Source organism: Pseudomonas sp. HMWF032, assembly GCF_003060885.1.
Classification (GTDB): domain Bacteria; phylum Pseudomonadota; class Gammaproteobacteria; order Pseudomonadales; family Pseudomonadaceae; genus Aquipseudomonas.
In genome coordinates this window covers 310,004-326,999 of record NZ_QAIG01000005.1, presented here as the reverse complement: position 1 = coordinate 326,999, position 16,996 = coordinate 310,004, and the positions used below count along the sequence as shown (strand labels likewise).

The window sequence follows — 16,996 nt, the reverse complement described above, 5'->3', positions numbered from 1 at the left end:
GGCCTTCGCTCGCGACGCTCTCCAAGGGTCTGCAAAACAATGGGACGCCTGATCCGCGGCCTTCTCCCCTGGCGCACCCTGCTCGGTGCGTTTGCCCTACTCTGCACCCTTGAGCTGCAGGCCGCAGCACAACCTGAACGTATCGCTATTGCCAGCGCACACCCTGCAGCCACCGTAGCGGGTCAGGAAACCCTGGCTCTGGGCGGCAACGCCTTTGATGCGGCTGTGGCTATCAGCGCCGCCCTGGCGGTGGTCGAACCTTACGGATCAGGTCTGGGCGGTGGCGGTTTTTTTCTGCTGCGCGAAGCCGGCGACTCGCCAACCTACCGCTTTCTCGATGCCCGAGAACGCGCCCCGCAAGCCGCCCATGCCGACCTGTACCGGGTCGACGGCGAGATCCGCAAAGACCTATCGCTGAATGGCGCACTGGCCGCTGCCATTCCCGGCCTGCCGGCCGCGCTGGTCGAGCTGGCAGAGCGCTTCGGCCGTCTGCCCTTGCGCGACTCACTGGCACCGGCGATCCGCCTGGCCAGCAGCGGCGTGAGCATCGACCGGGTCTACCGCGAACGCGCTGGCTGGCGCATCGATGCCATGCGCCAGGACGCGGAAACCGCGCGAATCTTCCTCGACAAGGGGGAAATACCTGATGAATACGGCCTGCTGCGCCAACCCGAACTGGCGCGCACCCTCGAACAGCTAGGCAGGCAGGGCGGTCAGGGTTTCTATGCCGGCGTGGTGGCGGAGCAGCTGGTCAAGGCCGTGCGCGATGCCGGCGGCATCTGGACCCTCAAGGACCTGGCCGACTACCGCGTCGTTGAACGCGAGCCATTGCGCATAATGCTGGAGCAGGACCGTGAATTGATCAGCGCGCCCCCACCATCCGCCGGTGGCATCGCGCTGGGGCAGAGCCTGCTGATCCTGCAGCAATTGCCCTGGCAGCAAGTAGACCGCGTGCAGCGCAGCCACCTGGTGGTGGAGACCCTACGCCGCGCCTACCGGGATCGCGGCCTGCTGGGTGACCCGGACTTTGTCCAGAACCCCGTTCAGCAGCTGCTGACCCCCACATATCTCCAGCAACTGGCCAGCAGCATCGACCCGCAGCGCGCCACGCCAAGTGACAGTCTGCCGCCCAGCAAAACCTGGCAGGAAGGCGACCACACCACCCATTTCTCGGTGCTCGACAGCGAGGGCAATGCGGTGGCAGCCACCCTGTCGATCAACCTGCCGTTCGGCGCAGCCTTTACTGCACCCGGCACCGGGGTGCTGCTGAACAATGAAATGGACGACTTCGCCGCCGACGTGCAAGGCGCCAACACCTACGGCCTAAGCGGCAGCCAGGCCAACCGCATCGCGGCTGGTAAACGGCCGCTGTCGAGCATGAGCCCAAGCTTTATCGAAAGTGCCGAGGACTTCGCCAGTTTCGGCACACCGGGCGGCAGCCGAATTCCCAGCATGGTGCTGCTGGCGATACTGGAGTACCTGAATCAGCAGCCGATTGAACGCTGGCCGGCGACGCCGCGCTTCCACCACCAGTTCATGCCCGACGTGATCGAGCATGAGCCGAACGCCTTCTCCGCCGCAGAAACCTCGGCACTGAGAGCGCTCGGCCATCAACTGAAGTCCACGGGCAGGCCGTACGGTAACCAGCAAGTGCTGTACTGGCACAAACAAGACAGGAGGGTTGCAGCGGCAAGCGACCCACGCGGCATCGGTCTGGCTGCTCCCAAAGCGCATTAGCCCGGTTTCACACCGGGCCGCACTCATCAGCAGTCTTGTCTTTTAGCGCTGCACACATACAAACGACCTCTCGCTCTAATACGAGAAAAGAGGCCGCAGGGAAGCAGAAAAACGAATTAGTTCTTTTTGTAACCGCTGGTAGTACAACCCAGACACCGCACAAACGCGGCTTCACCTGGTTCTACGACCAGCGCCTTGCCAGCTTCACCGATATTGCCGCCTGCTGCCGAGAATGGCAGCGTGACAACAAACACACCTGCCCCAATAACAGTGGCAGCTATCAGCAGCGGACGGGCAATCACTAAATCGCCAACCATTGAAAAAGCTTTTGGTGCATCAACACTGTAAAGGGGATCACCACTGGTGTTCTGCTGCGCCACCTCAGCATGGGCCGGCAGGGCCAGCAAACCGGTGGACAGTGCCAGAGCAGCAGCGGTGGAGCGGAACAGTTTCATGGGGCGATCCTTCAGCTATTAGGAGGCAGTGGTTCTAACTATAACAGTGCATTGGTAATTGTCAGCGTGACGGCCGTCAATCGCCATTAAAGGCATATTCCGGTTTTTTCGGAATAAACGGTCGATAAAAATCCATAATCGTCCTGATGTCAGCGGCTTCATCTCCGCTGGGCATAAAAGTCGGGCCAATAAAGACACGGCGATTCTGATAGTCCAACGCGCCCAAGACAATCGGTACACCCGCCCCCAGGGCGATGTGATAGAAGCCCATTTTCCAGCGTTCGACCTTTTTGCGCGTGCCTTCGGGCGAGAGGATCAGCATAAACTGCTGATGCTCGCGAAAAGCCCTCACGGCCTGCTCTACCGTATTGCCTTGACGCTCGCGGTAAATCGGGATACCGCCCCAGAGCCGCATCAAGGTGCCATAAGGCCAGCGGAAGATGGTGTGCTTGCCAAACCAGCGCGCATTCAGACGCAAAACAAATTTCACCGCGATAAAAACGACAAAATCCCAGTTGGAGGTGTGATGGGCACCGATCACCACAAACTTGTCGAGCTTGGGTAGCTCACCTTCAATGCGCCAACCCAGTAGATTCAACGCAGTACGGCCGACCCACTCGGCCAATGAGTGACGGGGCAGATAGTTACCGGACATCAACAAACCTCGGTGTTTCTTATTGTTGTGTATTGCAGTGCGCAGCACTCGGTAGGCTGCCCACATTAAACCTACGCCGCAACGCTAACGCTGGCAGCGCGGACAATAAACGCTGGCGCGCTGGCCCAGCTTGACCTCGCGCAGGGTGCTGCCGCAGGTCTTGCAGAACTCACCACCGCGACCGTAGACAAATAATTCCTGCTGAAAATAGCCTGGCTGTCCGTCACCGCCGACAAAATCGCGCAATGTCGTACCACCGCGCTCAATGGCATAGGCGAGGATGCGCTTGATCTCATCCGCCAGTTTCAGATAACGCGCCCGCGACACCGAACCAGCCTCGCGACGCGGATCGATACCTGCCGCAAACAAGGCTTCGCTGGCGTAGATGTTGCCTACGCCCACAACGACCGCGTTATCCATGATGAAAGGTTTGACAGCCATGGCGCGGCCACGGGACAACTGAAACAGCCGCTCACCATCGAACGATTCAGTCAGGGGTTCTGGCCCCAACTTGCTCAGCAGTACATGCTCCAGCGGCTCACGGCTCCAGAGCAACGCACCGAAGCGGCGCGGATCGGTGTAACGCAGGGCCAGACCGGATTCCAGTTCGATGTCCACATGCTCATGCTTGGCAGCGGGCAGGCCGCACTCAACCAGGCGCAGGCTGCCGGACATGCCCAAGTGGCTGATCAACGTACCCGTTTCTGCCTTGATCAACAGGTATTTGGCGCGCCGCTCGACGCCCTCGATACGCTGCCCCGACAACTGGATATCCAGGTCTTCGGGAATCGGCCAGCGCAAACGGCGCTCACGCACGATCACCCGACTGACGCGCTGCCCCTCAAGGTAGGGCGCAATTCCGCGGCGAGTGGTTTCAACTTCAGGAAGTTCTGGCATGGCACGTCATCAGGTGAGCATTAAAACGGGCGCTCACCTTAGCAGGAATGCCCAAACGGGACGAGGCAGGCGAACCTGGACTAGCTCGCCCCCATGTCGCGGATGCTCTCGCGCAGGTTCTCGAAGTCATACTCCGACAACCCCACATACTCCAACACCAGTTGCTCAATACCCTGCCATTCGAAATCATCCTGTTGATTACCCAGTACGCGGTAACTCGCACAGATGTTCTCGGCCATTTTGAGGATCGCCAACAGGGTTTTCAGCTGCGCATCCCGACTGGAGTCATCGGTAAAAATCGCCAACGCATTGTGGTGGCTGGCAATCGCCTCACACAGATGCAACGGCAGATTCCAGGATTTCGCCGTGTAGTACCCCACGACAGCATGATTGGTGTTCAACAGCCGATTTTCAGTATCGACGATGCGCCGGCCATCGGTGGCACTGGCATAGGCATCCTCCAGCACCGTCATGTAGTCAGGGAAACGCTTGAGCATCAGCGGGATGCCGCAATTGTGGAACAGGCCCAAGGTGTAGGCTTCATCCGGTGAGTGATAGCCGATGCGCTTGGCCAATGTCAGGCAGGTCATTGCAACGTCTTGGGCGGTATCCCAGAAACGGTTGAGGGTGACGATGGCTTCATCGGTCAGCTCACCGCGAATCGACTGTGCATTGATCAGGTTGATGACCGTATTGCAGCCAAGCAAATTTACGGCCTGCTGGATCGAGGCAATGCGATTGGTCAACCCAAAAAAGGGCGAATTCACCAGCTTCAACAACGCGCCAGACAGCCCAGGGTCATGACTGATCAGTTTGGCAATGACACGCAAATCCGGATTGGGCATCACCTGTTCCATCTGCAAATCCACCATGATTTGCGGCTGAGGAGGAACACTGATGCCCTGGAGCACCTGCTGGATATATTCGGCGGAAAGCTCTTGGGGCATGACGAACACAACCAAAACGAGAGGTAAGCCACAGTCTAGCTAAACTCATGGAACTTCCACAGGCGACTTTTGTAAACACACCCTTGTGCACCGCGGCCTGCATTGAAACGTCAGCAGATGCTCCTGAACCCGTTATAATTCCGCTCTTTTTCCGGAGTCCCCAGCATGTCCCTGCCCAGCCTGCGCCTGAAAGCCAACGCCGATCGACGCCTGCGCGCCGGCCACCTGTGGGTCTACAGCAATGAAATCGATGTCGCTGCCACCCCGCTGAGCGGTTTTGCTGCCGGCGACCAGGCCATCCTTGAAGCGACCGGCGGTAAGCCACTGGGCATCGTTGCGATGAGCCCGAATAACCTGATCTGCGCACGCCTGCTGTCGCGTGACGTCAAGCACGTACTGGACAAATCTCTGCTGGTGCATCGCCTGAATGTTTGCCTGTCGCTGCGCGAGCGCCTGTTCGACAAACCCTGCTACCGTCTGGTTTATGGCGACTCCGATCTTCTGCCGGGCCTGGTGGTCGACCGCTTCTTCGACATTCTGGTGGTGCAACTGGCCTCCGCCACCATGGAGCGTCACAAGGATGACGTGCTGGCCGCGCTGATTCAGGTGTGCAAACCCAGTGGCATCCTGTTCAAGAACGACTCCGCCGCCCGCGATGCCGAAGGCCTCGCGCGTTACGTGGAAACCCCATTCGGCGTGGTGCCGGAATGGGTCGCCCTGGAAGAGAACGGGGTGAAGTTTGAAGCCCCGGTAATCGAAGGGCAGAAGACCGGCTGGTTCTATGACCACCGCATGAACCGTGCGCGCCTGGCACCTTACGTCAAAGGCAAGCGCGTACTCGACCTGTTCAGCTACATCGGCGGCTGGGGCGTGCAGGCTGCAGCCTTCGGTGCCAGCGATGTGATGTGCGTGGACGCCTCCGGCTTTGCCCTCGACGGTGTGGAGCGCAACGCCGCGCTGAACGGTTTGACCGACCAGGTTGCCTGTGTGGAAGGCGATGTATTCGAGGCGCTGAAACAGCTCAAGGCCTCGGAAGAGCGCTTCGATGTGATCGTCGCCGATCCGCCCGCCTTTATAAAACGCAAGAAAGACCTGAAAAACGGCGAAGGCGCTTACCGCCGCCTCAACGAGCAAGCCATGCGCCTGCTCAACAAGGACGGCATCCTGATCAGCGCCAGCTGCTCCATGCACCTGCCGGAAGATGACCTGCAGAACATCCTGCTGACCAGCGCACGCCATCTGGATCGCAATATCCAGCTGCTCGAACGCGGCGCGCAGGGCCCGGACCACCCGGTACACCCAGCCATCAATGAAACCCGCTACATCAAGAGCCTCACCGTGCGTCTGCTGCCCAATAGCTGAGCACCTGCACCTGCCGAGTGCGTGTCGGCAGGTGCTTCTTTCTCTCCCGCGCTGTTACCACTCCCCACACCTGCATGGCGCAACCCAGCGCCTGAACTAGGCTTGCCCCCAGCACTGCAGCGCCCGCAATGAGCCACAGCGCACTGGCACAATGCTTGCCTAACTTGAACATTCAAACAAGTACCCGTTACAGCATCGAAGCGGGCGCGCGGATTCAAGTATTCAGATAACGGCCACAAGCTGCTGTCTGTTCAGAGCACATTTGGGGAGGGGTATGGCTGACCTGGCTGGGAACAAACCGTTCCTGCAATTCACCAACGTCAAGAAGACTTACGACCACAAGCATCTGGTGGTCAAGGATTTCAACCTGGATGTGGCCAAGGGCGAATTTATCACCCTACTCGGCCCTTCCGGCTCCGGTAAAACCACCTGCCTGATGATGCTCGCCGGGTTCGAGGACGTAACCAGCGGCGAAATCCTGATCAACGGCCGCTCGGTCACCAGCATCGCACCCTACCAGCGCAATATAGGCATGGTGTTCCAGCAGTACGCGCTATTTCCGCACATGACCCTGCGCGAAAACCTCGCCTACCCGCTGAAGATCCGCAAACAGCCCAAAGAGGTGATTCGCGCCAAGGTCGACGAGTATCTGTCGCTGGTCGAGCTGCTGGATTTCGGCAACCGCTTCCCCGGGCAGCTCTCCGGCGGCCAGCGCCAGCGTGTGGCCCTGGCTCGCGCGCTGATCTTCGCCCCCGACATCGTGCTGATGGACGAACCGCTGGGCGCGCTGGACAAGAAGCTGCGCGAGCAGATGCAGTTCGAGATCAAGCGCCTGCACGAACAGCTCGGTTTCACCGTGATCTACGTGACCCACGACCAGACCGAAGCCCTGACCATGAGCGACCGCATCGCCGTGTTCAACAACGGCATCGTCCAGCAATGCGCGCCGCCCCACGTGCTCTACGAGCGCCCGGCCAACCTGTTCGTCGCCGACTTTATCGGCGAGAGCAACAAGCTCAAGGGCGTGATCGAATCGGTCGGATCTGAGACTGTACAAGTTCGCCTGGACGACGGCGCCCTGGTCAGTTCGCTGAAGGCCAACTGCACGGAAGTCGGCCTGCCCACCACCGTGTCGATACGCCCGGAAAAACTCAGCTTTACCGACCGCCTGGGCGCCGCCGGCAACCAGATAATGGCGCGCTTCGTCACTCGTCACTATGTCGGCGAATACATCCGCTACCACTTCGAAACCGCCGACGGCACCGAGCTGGTGGTGAAGAACATGAATGACAGCAGCGCCCCGCAACTCAATGCCAAGGAAGAAGTCGCCCTGGCCTGGCAGCCGCAAGACAGCCAGGCCCTGGATCGCCCCGTAACAACCCCTGACCTATAAGAAGCAATGGAGCACAGCAATGGCTAGAACACTGACCACCCGCTTTTCCACCTTCGCTTTAGCTGCCGCGCTAGGCACGGCAAGTTTCGCCGCCAGCGCGCAGGAGACGCTGACCGTGGTGTCATGGGGTGGTGCCTACGGCGCGGCCCAGCAGAAACACGTGATTGACCCGTTTATGAAAGACACCGGCAACAAGGTGCTATTCGAGGACTACACCGGCGGTGTGGCCGAGATCAAAGCCCAGGTCGAGTCCGGCAACATTCAATGGGATGTGGTCGACTTTGAGGTGATCGACCTGGAGCGTGCCTGCTCTGAAGGCCTGCTGGAAAGCATTCCACGTGACATCCTGCCCGCCGGTATCGACGGCGTCCCGGCCGCAAAAGACTTTATCCCCGAAGCCCTGGCCAGTGAGTGCGCGGTCGGCAACATCGTCTGGTCGGTGGTATTCGCCTACAACGAGAAAACCATCGGCGGCACCAAGGCTGCAAGCATCACCGACTTCTTCGACACCCGCAAAATCCCAGGCAAGCGCGCCCTGCGCAAACGCCCACAGGTGAACATGGAGTGGGCACTGCTGGCTGATGGCGTGCCGCCGGCCGAAGTCTACGACGTGCTGTCCACTCCAGAAGGCCAGGCCCGCGCCTTCGCCAAGCTGGACACCATCAAGAAGGACATCGTCTGGTTCGACTCCTGGTCGCAAGCGCCACAGCTGCTCAACGACGGCGGCGCGGTGCTGGTGCAATCGGCCAACGGCCGTTTCTACGACGCCATCCGCCAGGAGAAAAAACCCTTCGTCATCGTCTGGGACGGCCACGTCTACGACCTCGACGCCTGGGCCATCGTCAAAGGCTCACCGAAAAAGGATCTGGCACTGAAATTCATTGCCTACGCCACTGGCTCCACCCCACTGGCCGGCATGCCGGACGTGGCCTACGGCCCAACCCGCAAATCCTCCATGCCGCTGGCTGACCAGAGCGCCGCACCGCACCTGCCGACTGCTCACCTGAGCAAAGGCATCCAGGCTGGTTCGGACTTCTGGGCTGACTATGGCGAATCCCTCGGTGAAAAATTCAACGAGTGGCTGTTGAAGTAACCCGCTATGACCCCTCTCCTGCCGGAGAGGGGTCAGGATTTTCGGAGTAACGCCTTGTCCTCCCTCACGTCTACCGAAGCCAGTCAAGCCTCCAGCGCCCGCAACAAGAAACGCCTCACCGCCTTTCTGTTTGTCGTGCCACTGCTGGTGTTTATCCTGCTGACCTTCGTCGCGCCAATTGCCAGCATGCTCTGGCGCAGTGTCCACCACCCGACGGTGGCCGCCCTGATTCCGCTGACCCTGAGCGAGCTGCAACGCTGGGACGGCAAAGCGCTTCCTGATGAAAAAACCCTGAGCGTGTTCGCCCAGGAGCTGCACAGCCTGGCCAAAGAGCGCCAGTCCGGCAAATTGGCCGAAGAGTTCAACCGCGCCTCGGCCGGCATGTCCAGTGTGGTCAAATCCAGCGCGCGCAAACTCAGCCGCCTGCAAGGCGAACAACTGCAGCAGCAGGGTGCCGACATCCTGCTCAAGTCGCACCGCAACTGGAGCAAACCGGAAATCTGGTACGCCATCCAGCGCGCGGGCAAACCCTATACCTATGACTACTACCTGACCGCGCTCGACCTGGAGCTGCACCCCGAGCAGGGCATTCAGGTGCGCGAAGACACGCAGATCTACCTGCAGCTGTACAACAAAACCCTAAGCATGGCCCTGGTCATCACCCTTTTCTGCGCCCTGCTTGGCTACCCACTGGCCTACTACCTGGCCGGCCTGCCGGAAAACCGCGCTAACCTGCTGCTGGTATTGGTACTGCTGCCGTTCTGGACCTCATTGCTGGTGCGAACCACGGCCTGGATCGCCCTGCTGCAGACCAACGGGGTGATCAACTCCTTCCTGCTCGGCATCGGCGTCATCGGCCAACCCATCGAGATGCTCTACACCTCGTTCGCCACGGTGGTGGCGATGACCCATATCCTGCTGCCGTTTATGATTTTGCCGTTGTACAGCGTGATGCGCGGCATCGACCCCAGCTACTTGCGCGCGGCACTGTCACTGGGCGCGCGGCCGATTCCAGCCTTTGCCCGCATCTACTTCCCAATGACCCTACCGGGGTTGAGTGCCGGGGCGCTGCTGGTGTTTATCATCTCGGTCGGCTACTACATCACCCCGGCGCTGGTCGGCGGCACCGATGGGCAGATGATCAGCAACATCATCGCCTTCCATATGCAGCGCTCGAACAACTGGGAACTGGCCGCCGCACTGGGCTCCCTGCTGCTCGGCCTGATCCTGCTGCTGTACTGGCTGTACGACCGTTTTGTCGGCGCCAGCAATATCAAACTGGGCTAAGGAACAGACGATGAAGATTCCCGCCTACTACGGCTTCTGGCATCACCTCGGCGCCTGGCTGCTGAAGACCAGTTCCTGGCTCGTACTGCTGTTTCTGATCCTGCCAATCCTGGTGATCATCCCGTTGTCATTCAACGCCGAGCCGTTCTTCAGCTTTACCGAAGGCATGCTCACACTGCAGCCCGAGGCCTACTCGCTGCGCTGGTACAGCGCCATCTTCAGCGACGAAAAATGGCTGCTGGCGATCAAAAACAGCTTTCTGATCGGCATCTTCGCCACCCTGATCGCTACAGTGCTCGGCACCTGCGCAGCAGTCGGTCTGGCCCGCGATGACATGCCGGCACGCCGCTTGATCACCGCCCTGCTGCTGTCACCGATGATCGTGCCGCTGATCATCACCGCCGCCGGGATGTTCTTCTTCTATTCGGACCTGGGCCTGGCCGGCAACTACCTCGGGGTGATCATTGCCCACGCGGCTCTGGGCACACCGTTCGTGATCATCACCGTCACAGCCACCCTCACCGGCTTCGACTACAGCCTGGCCCGCGCCGCGCTGAACCTGGGCGCCACGCCACTGCGGGTGTTCTTCGACATCATCATGCCGCTGATCCGCCCGGGGGTGATTTCCGGCGCGCTGTTCGCCTTTATCACCTCGTTCGACGAGGTGGTGGTGATCCTGTTTATGGCCGGCCCACAGCAACGCACCATCCCGCGGCAGATGTTTTCGGGCCTGCGCGAGCAGATCAACCCGAGCATCCTGGCCATCGCCACCCTGCTGATCCTGGTGTCCATCGCTCTGCTGGTGACCATCGAACTGCTGCGCCGCCGCGCCGAACGCATGCGCGGGATTGAGCCGATCAGCTAACGCACCCGGCCGAACCGCGCTCGCCGCTGAGCGCACCGGCCTTCCTTGCGAGCGCGCCAAGGGATTAGAATCAGCGCTCTCCTGCCCTATCCAGGCGGACCTTGTAGCCCAGCCACGCCAGCGCCGACCCCGCGCCAGGCAGCGCCCCGGCCCGGTAAATGCGCACTTGCGTTTGCCTTGGGCCTGAAGCCGGCTCAACATACGCACCAACAGCCCGTTGCCCGCACAGCACCCTCGCCTGTGCACGCGTGACCTGAATAGCCTTTGCAGGATTTATCACCATGCCTGATTACCGCTCGAAGACCTCCACCCACGGCCGCAATATGGCCGGCGCTCGTGCCTTGTGGCGTGCCACCGGGATGAAGGACGAAGACTTCAAGAAGCCAATCATCGCCATCGCCAACTCCTTCACCCAGTTCGTGCCCGGCCATGTGCACCTGAAGGACATGGGCCAGCTGGTTGCCCGCGAGATTGAAAAGCACGGCGGCGTGGCCAAGGAATTCAACACCATCGCGGTCGATGACGGCATCGCCATGGGCCATGACGGCATGCTCTATTCGCTGCCGAGCCGCGAGATCATCGCCGACTCCGTGGAGTACATGGTCAACGCCCACTGCGCCGACGCCATCGTCTGCATCAGTAACTGCGACAAGATCACCCCCGGCATGCTGCTGGCATCGCTGCGCCTGAATATCCCGGTGATCTTCGTCTCCGGCGGCCCAATGGAAGCCGGTAAGACCAAGCTGGCCAGCCACGGCCTGGATCTGGTTGATGCCATGGTGATTGCCGCTGACGAAAGCGCCAGCGATGAGAAAGTAGCCGAGTACGAGCGCAGCGCCTGCCCGACCTGCGGCAGCTGCTCCGGCATGTTCACCGCCAACTCGATGAACTGCCTGATGGAAGCCCTAGGCCTGGCCCTGCCGGGCAACGGCTCAACACTGGCCACCCACAGCGACCGCAAGCAGCTGTTCCTGCAAGCCGGCCGCACCGCCGTCGAGCTGTGCAAACGCTACTACGGTGAGGGCGACGCCTCGGTGCTGCCGCGCAACATCGCCAACTTCAAGGCGTTCGAGAACGCCATGACCCTGGACATCGCCATGGGTGGTTCAACCAACACCATCCTGCACCTGCTGGCCGCCGCCCAGGAAGGCGAAGTCGATTTCGACCTGCGCGACATCGACCGCCTGTCACGCAAAGTGCCGCAACTCTGCAAAGTCGCGCCAAACATCCAGAAGTACCACATGGAAGACGTGCACCGCGCCGGTGGCATCTTCAGCATCCTCGGCTCCCTGGCCCGCGGCGGCCTGCTGCACACCGACCTGCCGACCGTACACAGCAAAACCATGGCCGAAGCCATCGCCCAATGGGACATCACCCAGACCGACGATGAAGCCGTGCACACGTTCTTCCGCGCGGGCCCGGCCGGCATCCCAACGCAGACCGCGTTCAGCCAGAGCACCCGCTGGGACACCGTGGATGACGACCGCGAGAACGGCTGCATCCGCAGCGTCGAGCACGCGTACTCGCAAGAAGGCGGCCTGGCCGTGCTCTACGGCAATATCGCCGTCGATGGCTGCGTGGTTAAAACCGCCGGTGTGGATGAGTCGATCCACGTCTTCGAAGGCACCGCGAAAATCTTCGAGAGCCAGGACAGCGCCGTGCGCGGCATCCTCGCCGACGAGGTGCAGGCTGGTGACATCGTCATCATCCGTTACGAAGGCCCGAAAGGCGGCCCGGGTATGCAGGAAATGCTCTACCCAACCTCGTACCTGAAGTCCAAAGGCCTGGGCAAAGCCTGCGCCCTGCTCACCGACGGGCGTTTCTCCGGCGGCACCTCGGGCCTGTCCATCGGCCACGCCTCGCCGGAAGCCGCTGCTGGCGGCGCCATCGGCCTGGTGCAGGATGGCGACAAAGTGCTGATCGACATTCCGAACCGCTCAATCAACCTGCTGATCAGCGACGAGGACCTGGCCACGCGCCGCACCGAGCAAGACGCCAAAGGCTGGAAGCCGGTAGAGAAGCGTCCACGCAAGGTCACCACCGCACTGAAGGCCTACGCCCTGCTCGCCACCAGCGCCGACAAGGGCGCCGTGCGCGACAAGGCGTTACTGGATCGTTTGGTTGACTGATCACACCACCGCAACATCCAGGCCCAGCTCCGTGCTGGGCTTTTTTTTTGCCTGAAAGAACACCGTCTATAGTGAGAGAGCCCGCCTACCGAGAACAGCCATGGCCAGATACCTGCTGCTCGCCGCCCTGCTTCTGCTCGCCGCCTGCTCGGAGCCCAAGCCGCCGCTGCGCATCGCCATCACCCCCTGGCCCGGCAACGAGTTTCTCTACCTGGCCGAACAACAGCAGCTGTTCGAGGCCGAAGGGGTCGGCGTCAAGATTCTCCAGTTCGACTCCCTCAACGATGCCCGGCGCGCCTACGAACGCGGCCAGGCCGATGGCTTTGGCGGCACGCTGGTAGAGGTTTTGGTGGCCCGCGAACAGAGCCAGCGCCACCCACAGGTGGTGCATGTGACGGACTACTCCAACGGCGGCGACATGCTGATTGCAAGACCCGGCATCGACAACGTCCGGCAACTGGTTGGCCTGCGCGTGGCTGTCGAACCCGGCACCCTCAATACCGTGATCCTGGCCCGCGCGCTCGAGCAGCAGGGCCTCGACCTCGCCCAGGTAACCCTGACCAGCGTGCCGCAAGGGCAGATGCTCGAAGCCCTGCAGCAAGGCCGCGTCGACGCCGTAGTGACCTACCCGCCCTTTACCCTGGAGATACTCAAGCAGCCGCAGTTTCAGAAGATTTTCAGCACCCGGGAAATTCCCGGAGAAATCCTCGACATCGTTGCCGTCGATGCCAGCGTACTGGCCACGCGCAAGGCCGACGTGCAGGCCATGCTGCGCGCCCTGGAGGCCGCCCACCACTACACCCGCCAACATCCCGAACAGGCCTACGCAATCATGGCCGCACGCGAAGGGATCAGCCCGGAAGACTTCCGCGCCGCCGTGGAAAACGACCTGAAGCTGCTAAGCGCCGCCGACCAGATAGCCTACTTCGGTGCCGAACAGCGCCTGCTGCGCTCGCTGCAACATATCCAGCGGGTACTGCTGCACAGCCAGGAGCTGACGCAACCCACCGACCTCAACGCCCTGGTAGCCCCCTGACATGTGGCAACGCCTGTCACTCAACGGCCGCATCATGCTGCCCCTGGGCCTGCTCTGGCTGCTCTCCGGGCTGGTTATCTTGCTGCTGTCCTGGCAAAGCAGCCAGGTGCAACTGCAAAATCGCCTGGAAGAGCGCGCCCAGACCTTTATTGCCAGCGTGCAGATGACCGCCGAGACCGTCAGCCACATCAGCGACCTGCGCCGTGTGGTGATGGCCTTGGGCGCCGAAAACGGCGTGCACGAACTCCTGGTGGTCGCCGGCCAGCCGGCGCAAATCATTGCCAGCACCAAGGGGGCCCAGCAAGGCATGCGCCTCGATCAACTGCCGGCACAAGAGGAGAGCCGCGAAATACTCACCCACGTGCTGAGCACGCGCACTCCGATACGTCACTTCGCGATTGGTACCCACTACGACTACTCCAGCCCAATACTCCTGACCAACAGCCAGCTGAATGGCCAGGTGCGCACCCAAGGGGCCATCTATCTGGGCCTGGACATCACCAGCCTGAACCGTCAGTTGAACCGTGAAATCATTCAGCAAACCGCCTGGCTGATGCTCGCCACCGCCCTGATGCTCGGCGCCCTGGCCCTGCTCCTGCGGCATTTGGTACTGCAACCGCTGAACGCCCTGCTAAAAGGCATCTCCGCCAGCGACTCACAAAGCGTGCTGAACAACCTGGGGCAGATCCAATCCGGCGAATTTGGCCTGCTCGCCAGCACCCTGCGCCGCCAATTACGGCACGAACTCAATCACCACCAGCAGGCCGCTGAGGCCGCCGAACAGCTACGCAAGAGTGAGGAGCTGTCGCGCGCAATCATCAGCAACAGCACAGAAGGAATTATCACCCTGACCGCTGACGGCATCATCCGCAGCGTCAACCCAGCCGCAGAGCAGTTATTTGGCTACCAGGCAGGCGAACTACTCGGCCACAAGATCGACATGCTCCTGCCACAGCGCTTTCGCCAAGCCCATGATGGCTACCTCCGCCACTCCGACCTGCATGCACCGCGCATCATCAACAAAACCCGCGACCTGTTCGGCCTACGCCAGAATGGCGAGGAGTTTGCCCTGGAGCTGTCCGTATCGCCCTTGCAGATTGACGGACAGAAGGCCTTTGTCGGCATGCTGCGCGATATTTCAGCGCGCAAGCAGTACGAATGGGGGCTGGAGATCGCCCGCAGCGAAGCCGAAGACGCCAACCGTGCCAAGAGCGAATTTCTCGCCACCATGAGCCACGAGATCCGCACCCCCATGAACGGCCTGATCGGCATGGCTCAAGTACTGGCCGACACCGCCCTGACCAGCCAGCAGCAAGAGCTGGTGCACACCCTGCAGCTCTCTGCCGACCTGCTACTGGGTTTACTCAACGACATTCTCGACCTGTCCAAAATCGAGGCGGGCATGCTGCAGCTCGAACAGGTGCCCTGCGACTGGGAGGCCATCCTGCTCGACGCGCTCAAGCTGCTGCAGCCCCAGGCGCAGAAAAAGTCCCTGCAACTGCTCCTGTTGATCGATCCCGACGTGCCATTGCAGATTCTCGGTGACCCTTTGCGCCTGCGGCAGATCATCCTCAACCTGGTCAACAACGCGATCAAATTCACCCCCCAGGGGCACGTTCACCTACACCTCAGCGCAAGTCCGCGCCCTAATGGGCAAACCCACTACTGCCTGCATATCCGCGACACGGGCATCGGCATGACGCCCGAGCAGCAAGCCAAGCTGTTCAGGCCCTTTACCCAGGCAGACTCATCCACCACCCGCTCGTTTGGCGGCAGCGGCCTCGGCCTGTCGATCAGCCGCAAGTTGCTGTTTCTGATGCAGGGCGACATCAGCGTCAGCAGCCAACCTGAGCAAGGCAGTTGCTTCAGCTTTAATCTCACACTGCGCAACTCGGCACCTACCACCCACACGGCAGCCGTGCTGCAAAGCGATAAACAGCTGCTGCTGCTCGATCCCCAGCCTCTCAACCTGGCCATCGTCCAGGCCGCACTGGCCCCCTTGGGCTACCGCGTAGAGCAACGCTACGACCTCACGCAAGCGTTGCCGGCACATGACTTACTGCTGGTCTGCGACAGTTTCAGCGAGCCATTGCCAGCAACCGCCAACCCACGACGCCTGTGGCTGTGTGATCAGGCCGCAAACACCGCGCAAAGCAACGATCCCACCCGCCTGAATCGGCCACTGGCTCAGGAGCAGTTGCGTGCAGCGGTGCAATTGGCCCTCCGCGGCGCGCCGCACAGCAGCCCACAAACAGCCAGCACCGCACGCCAGCAAAACCAGTTACACGGCCACGTGCTGGTGGTCGAGGACACCGCCGTCAACCAAACCGTGCTCAAAGCCATGCTCATGCCCTTCGGCCTGCGCTTGAGTTTTGCCGACAATGGCCAACTCGGCGTTGAAGCCACACAGCAGCACGATTACGACCTGATCCTGATGGATTGCCTCATGCCGGTGCTTGACGGCTTTGCCGCCACTCAGGCTATCCGCGCCTGGGAGCAGCAACAGGGCAAGCGCCGTACACCAATCATTGCACTGACGGCCAATGCCTATGAAGAAATTCGTCAGCGCTGCCAGGCCGCGGGCATGGATGATTTCCTCAGCAAACCGATCGTGCGAGGTACCCTGATCGAGTGCCTACAGCGCCACCTGCCCGCCAGCCTCTCGCCAGCCAGCGCGCAACCGGCCGCCGAGGAGCCGGACCGGAGCATCATCGACCACGCTGACCAACGGGGCCTGCTGCTGGCCGAACAACTGGGGCATTCCACCATGCTGTATTTGCTGGAAGAGTTTCAGCGCCATGCTCTGAGCTTTGCCGACGAGCTGCTCCAGGCCCTCGACCACGACGACTGGAGCACCGCCCAACGCATGGTGCACAGCCTCAAGGGCAGCTCAGGAACACTCGGTATGGATGCCCTCAGCCAGCACGCGGCGGCCTTGGAACTGCGCATCAAGGCCGGCGCTGGCGTGGAATCCATTAGCGCGTTGCGCATGGCCGCTCAAGACCTGCATGACGACATCAAACGTACCGTCCACGCTGCTCTAGAAGCCTGCCGGAACATTACTGCGACGCCTGCAGAGCCAGCATCTGAGTCACTGTCAGCGCCATTGCCATAGCTGATAGGCATGCGCCGGGCCACAG

At 61.1% G+C, this 16,996-nt stretch carries 13 protein-coding genes; 9 read left to right on the top strand and 4 right to left on the bottom strand.

The window, feature by feature from the left end; all coding sequences use genetic code 11:
- The first annotated feature begins 39 nt into the window (after nucleotides 1–39).
- A complete protein-coding gene (gene ggt / locus DBR00_RS04320) occupies nucleotides 40–1,737 on the top strand; it encodes a gamma-glutamyltransferase (protein ID WP_108488687.1) in 1,698 nt (565 codons plus the stop codon).
- Between the two features lie 116 nt (nucleotides 1,738–1,853).
- Here ggt and DBR00_RS04315 read toward each other — a convergent pair whose 3' ends face one another.
- The 4 genes from DBR00_RS04315 to DBR00_RS04300 all read right to left on the bottom strand — a co-directional run bounded on the left by DBR00_RS04315 (nucleotide 1,854) and on the right by DBR00_RS04300 (nucleotide 4,691).
- On the bottom strand, nucleotides 1,854–2,192 hold the full coding sequence (locus tag DBR00_RS04315; RefSeq protein WP_108488688.1) for a multidrug transporter: 339 nt from the start codon (nucleotides 2,190–2,192) through the stop codon (nucleotides 1,854–1,856).
- Between the two features lie 76 nt (nucleotides 2,193–2,268).
- Nucleotides 2,269–2,847 (bottom strand): lysophospholipid acyltransferase family protein, encoded by a 579-nt coding sequence (locus tag DBR00_RS04310; RefSeq protein ID WP_108488689.1) that lies wholly within the window; start codon nucleotides 2,845–2,847, stop codon nucleotides 2,269–2,271.
- Nucleotides 2,848–2,931: 84 nt separating this feature from the next.
- Complete coding sequence (gene mutM, locus DBR00_RS04305; protein WP_108488690.1) at nucleotides 2,932–3,744, bottom strand: bifunctional DNA-formamidopyrimidine glycosylase/DNA-(apurinic or apyrimidinic site) lyase; 813 nt, start codon at nucleotides 3,742–3,744, stop codon at nucleotides 2,932–2,934.
- An 80-nt stretch (nucleotides 3,745–3,824) separates the two neighbouring features.
- Nucleotides 3,825–4,691, bottom strand: coding sequence for an HDOD domain-containing protein (locus tag DBR00_RS04300; RefSeq protein WP_108488711.1), 867 nt, complete (start codon nucleotides 4,689–4,691; stop codon nucleotides 3,825–3,827).
- A 165-nt stretch (nucleotides 4,692–4,856) separates the two neighbouring features.
- On the opposite strand from DBR00_RS04300, the gene DBR00_RS04295 reads away from it, so the two are divergent.
- From DBR00_RS04295 to DBR00_RS04255, 8 genes are all read left to right on the top strand, one after another.
- On the top strand, nucleotides 4,857–6,053 hold the full coding sequence (locus DBR00_RS04295; protein ID WP_108488691.1) for a class I SAM-dependent rRNA methyltransferase: 1,197 nt from the start codon (nucleotides 4,857–4,859) through the stop codon (nucleotides 6,051–6,053).
- A 274-nt stretch (nucleotides 6,054–6,327) separates the two neighbouring features.
- On the top strand, nucleotides 6,328–7,446 hold the full coding sequence (locus DBR00_RS04290) for an ABC transporter ATP-binding protein (protein ID WP_108488692.1): 1,119 nt from the start codon (nucleotides 6,328–6,330) through the stop codon (nucleotides 7,444–7,446).
- A gap of 19 nt (nucleotides 7,447–7,465) precedes the next feature.
- A complete protein-coding gene (locus DBR00_RS04285) occupies nucleotides 7,466–8,539 on the top strand; it encodes an ABC transporter substrate-binding protein (protein ID WP_108488693.1) in 1,074 nt (357 codons plus the stop codon).
- 54 nt (nucleotides 8,540–8,593) lie between these two features.
- Entirely contained in the window at nucleotides 8,594–9,826 is a 1,233-nt protein-coding gene (locus DBR00_RS04280; RefSeq protein WP_108488694.1) for an ABC transporter permease, read from the top strand.
- Between the two features lie 10 nt (nucleotides 9,827–9,836).
- Entirely contained in the window at nucleotides 9,837–10,691 is an 855-nt protein-coding gene (locus DBR00_RS04275; RefSeq protein ID WP_108488695.1) for an ABC transporter permease, read from the top strand.
- Between the two features lie 281 nt (nucleotides 10,692–10,972).
- Nucleotides 10,973–12,820 carry a dihydroxy-acid dehydratase gene (gene ilvD / locus DBR00_RS04265; RefSeq protein ID WP_108488697.1) on the top strand — a complete coding sequence of 616 codons (1,848 nt, stop codon included), beginning with the start codon at nucleotides 10,973–10,975 and terminating at the stop codon, nucleotides 12,818–12,820.
- A gap of 100 nt (nucleotides 12,821–12,920) precedes the next feature.
- Nucleotides 12,921–13,856, top strand: a complete 936-nt coding sequence (locus DBR00_RS04260; protein ID WP_108488698.1) for an ABC transporter substrate-binding protein — start codon at nucleotides 12,921–12,923, stop codon at nucleotides 13,854–13,856.
- Nucleotide 13,857: 1 nt separating this feature from the next.
- Nucleotides 13,858–16,971 (top strand): ATP-binding protein, encoded by a 3,114-nt coding sequence (locus DBR00_RS04255; RefSeq protein WP_108488699.1) that lies wholly within the window; start codon nucleotides 13,858–13,860, stop codon nucleotides 16,969–16,971.
- The last annotated feature ends 25 nt before the right edge of the window (nucleotides 16,972–16,996 follow it).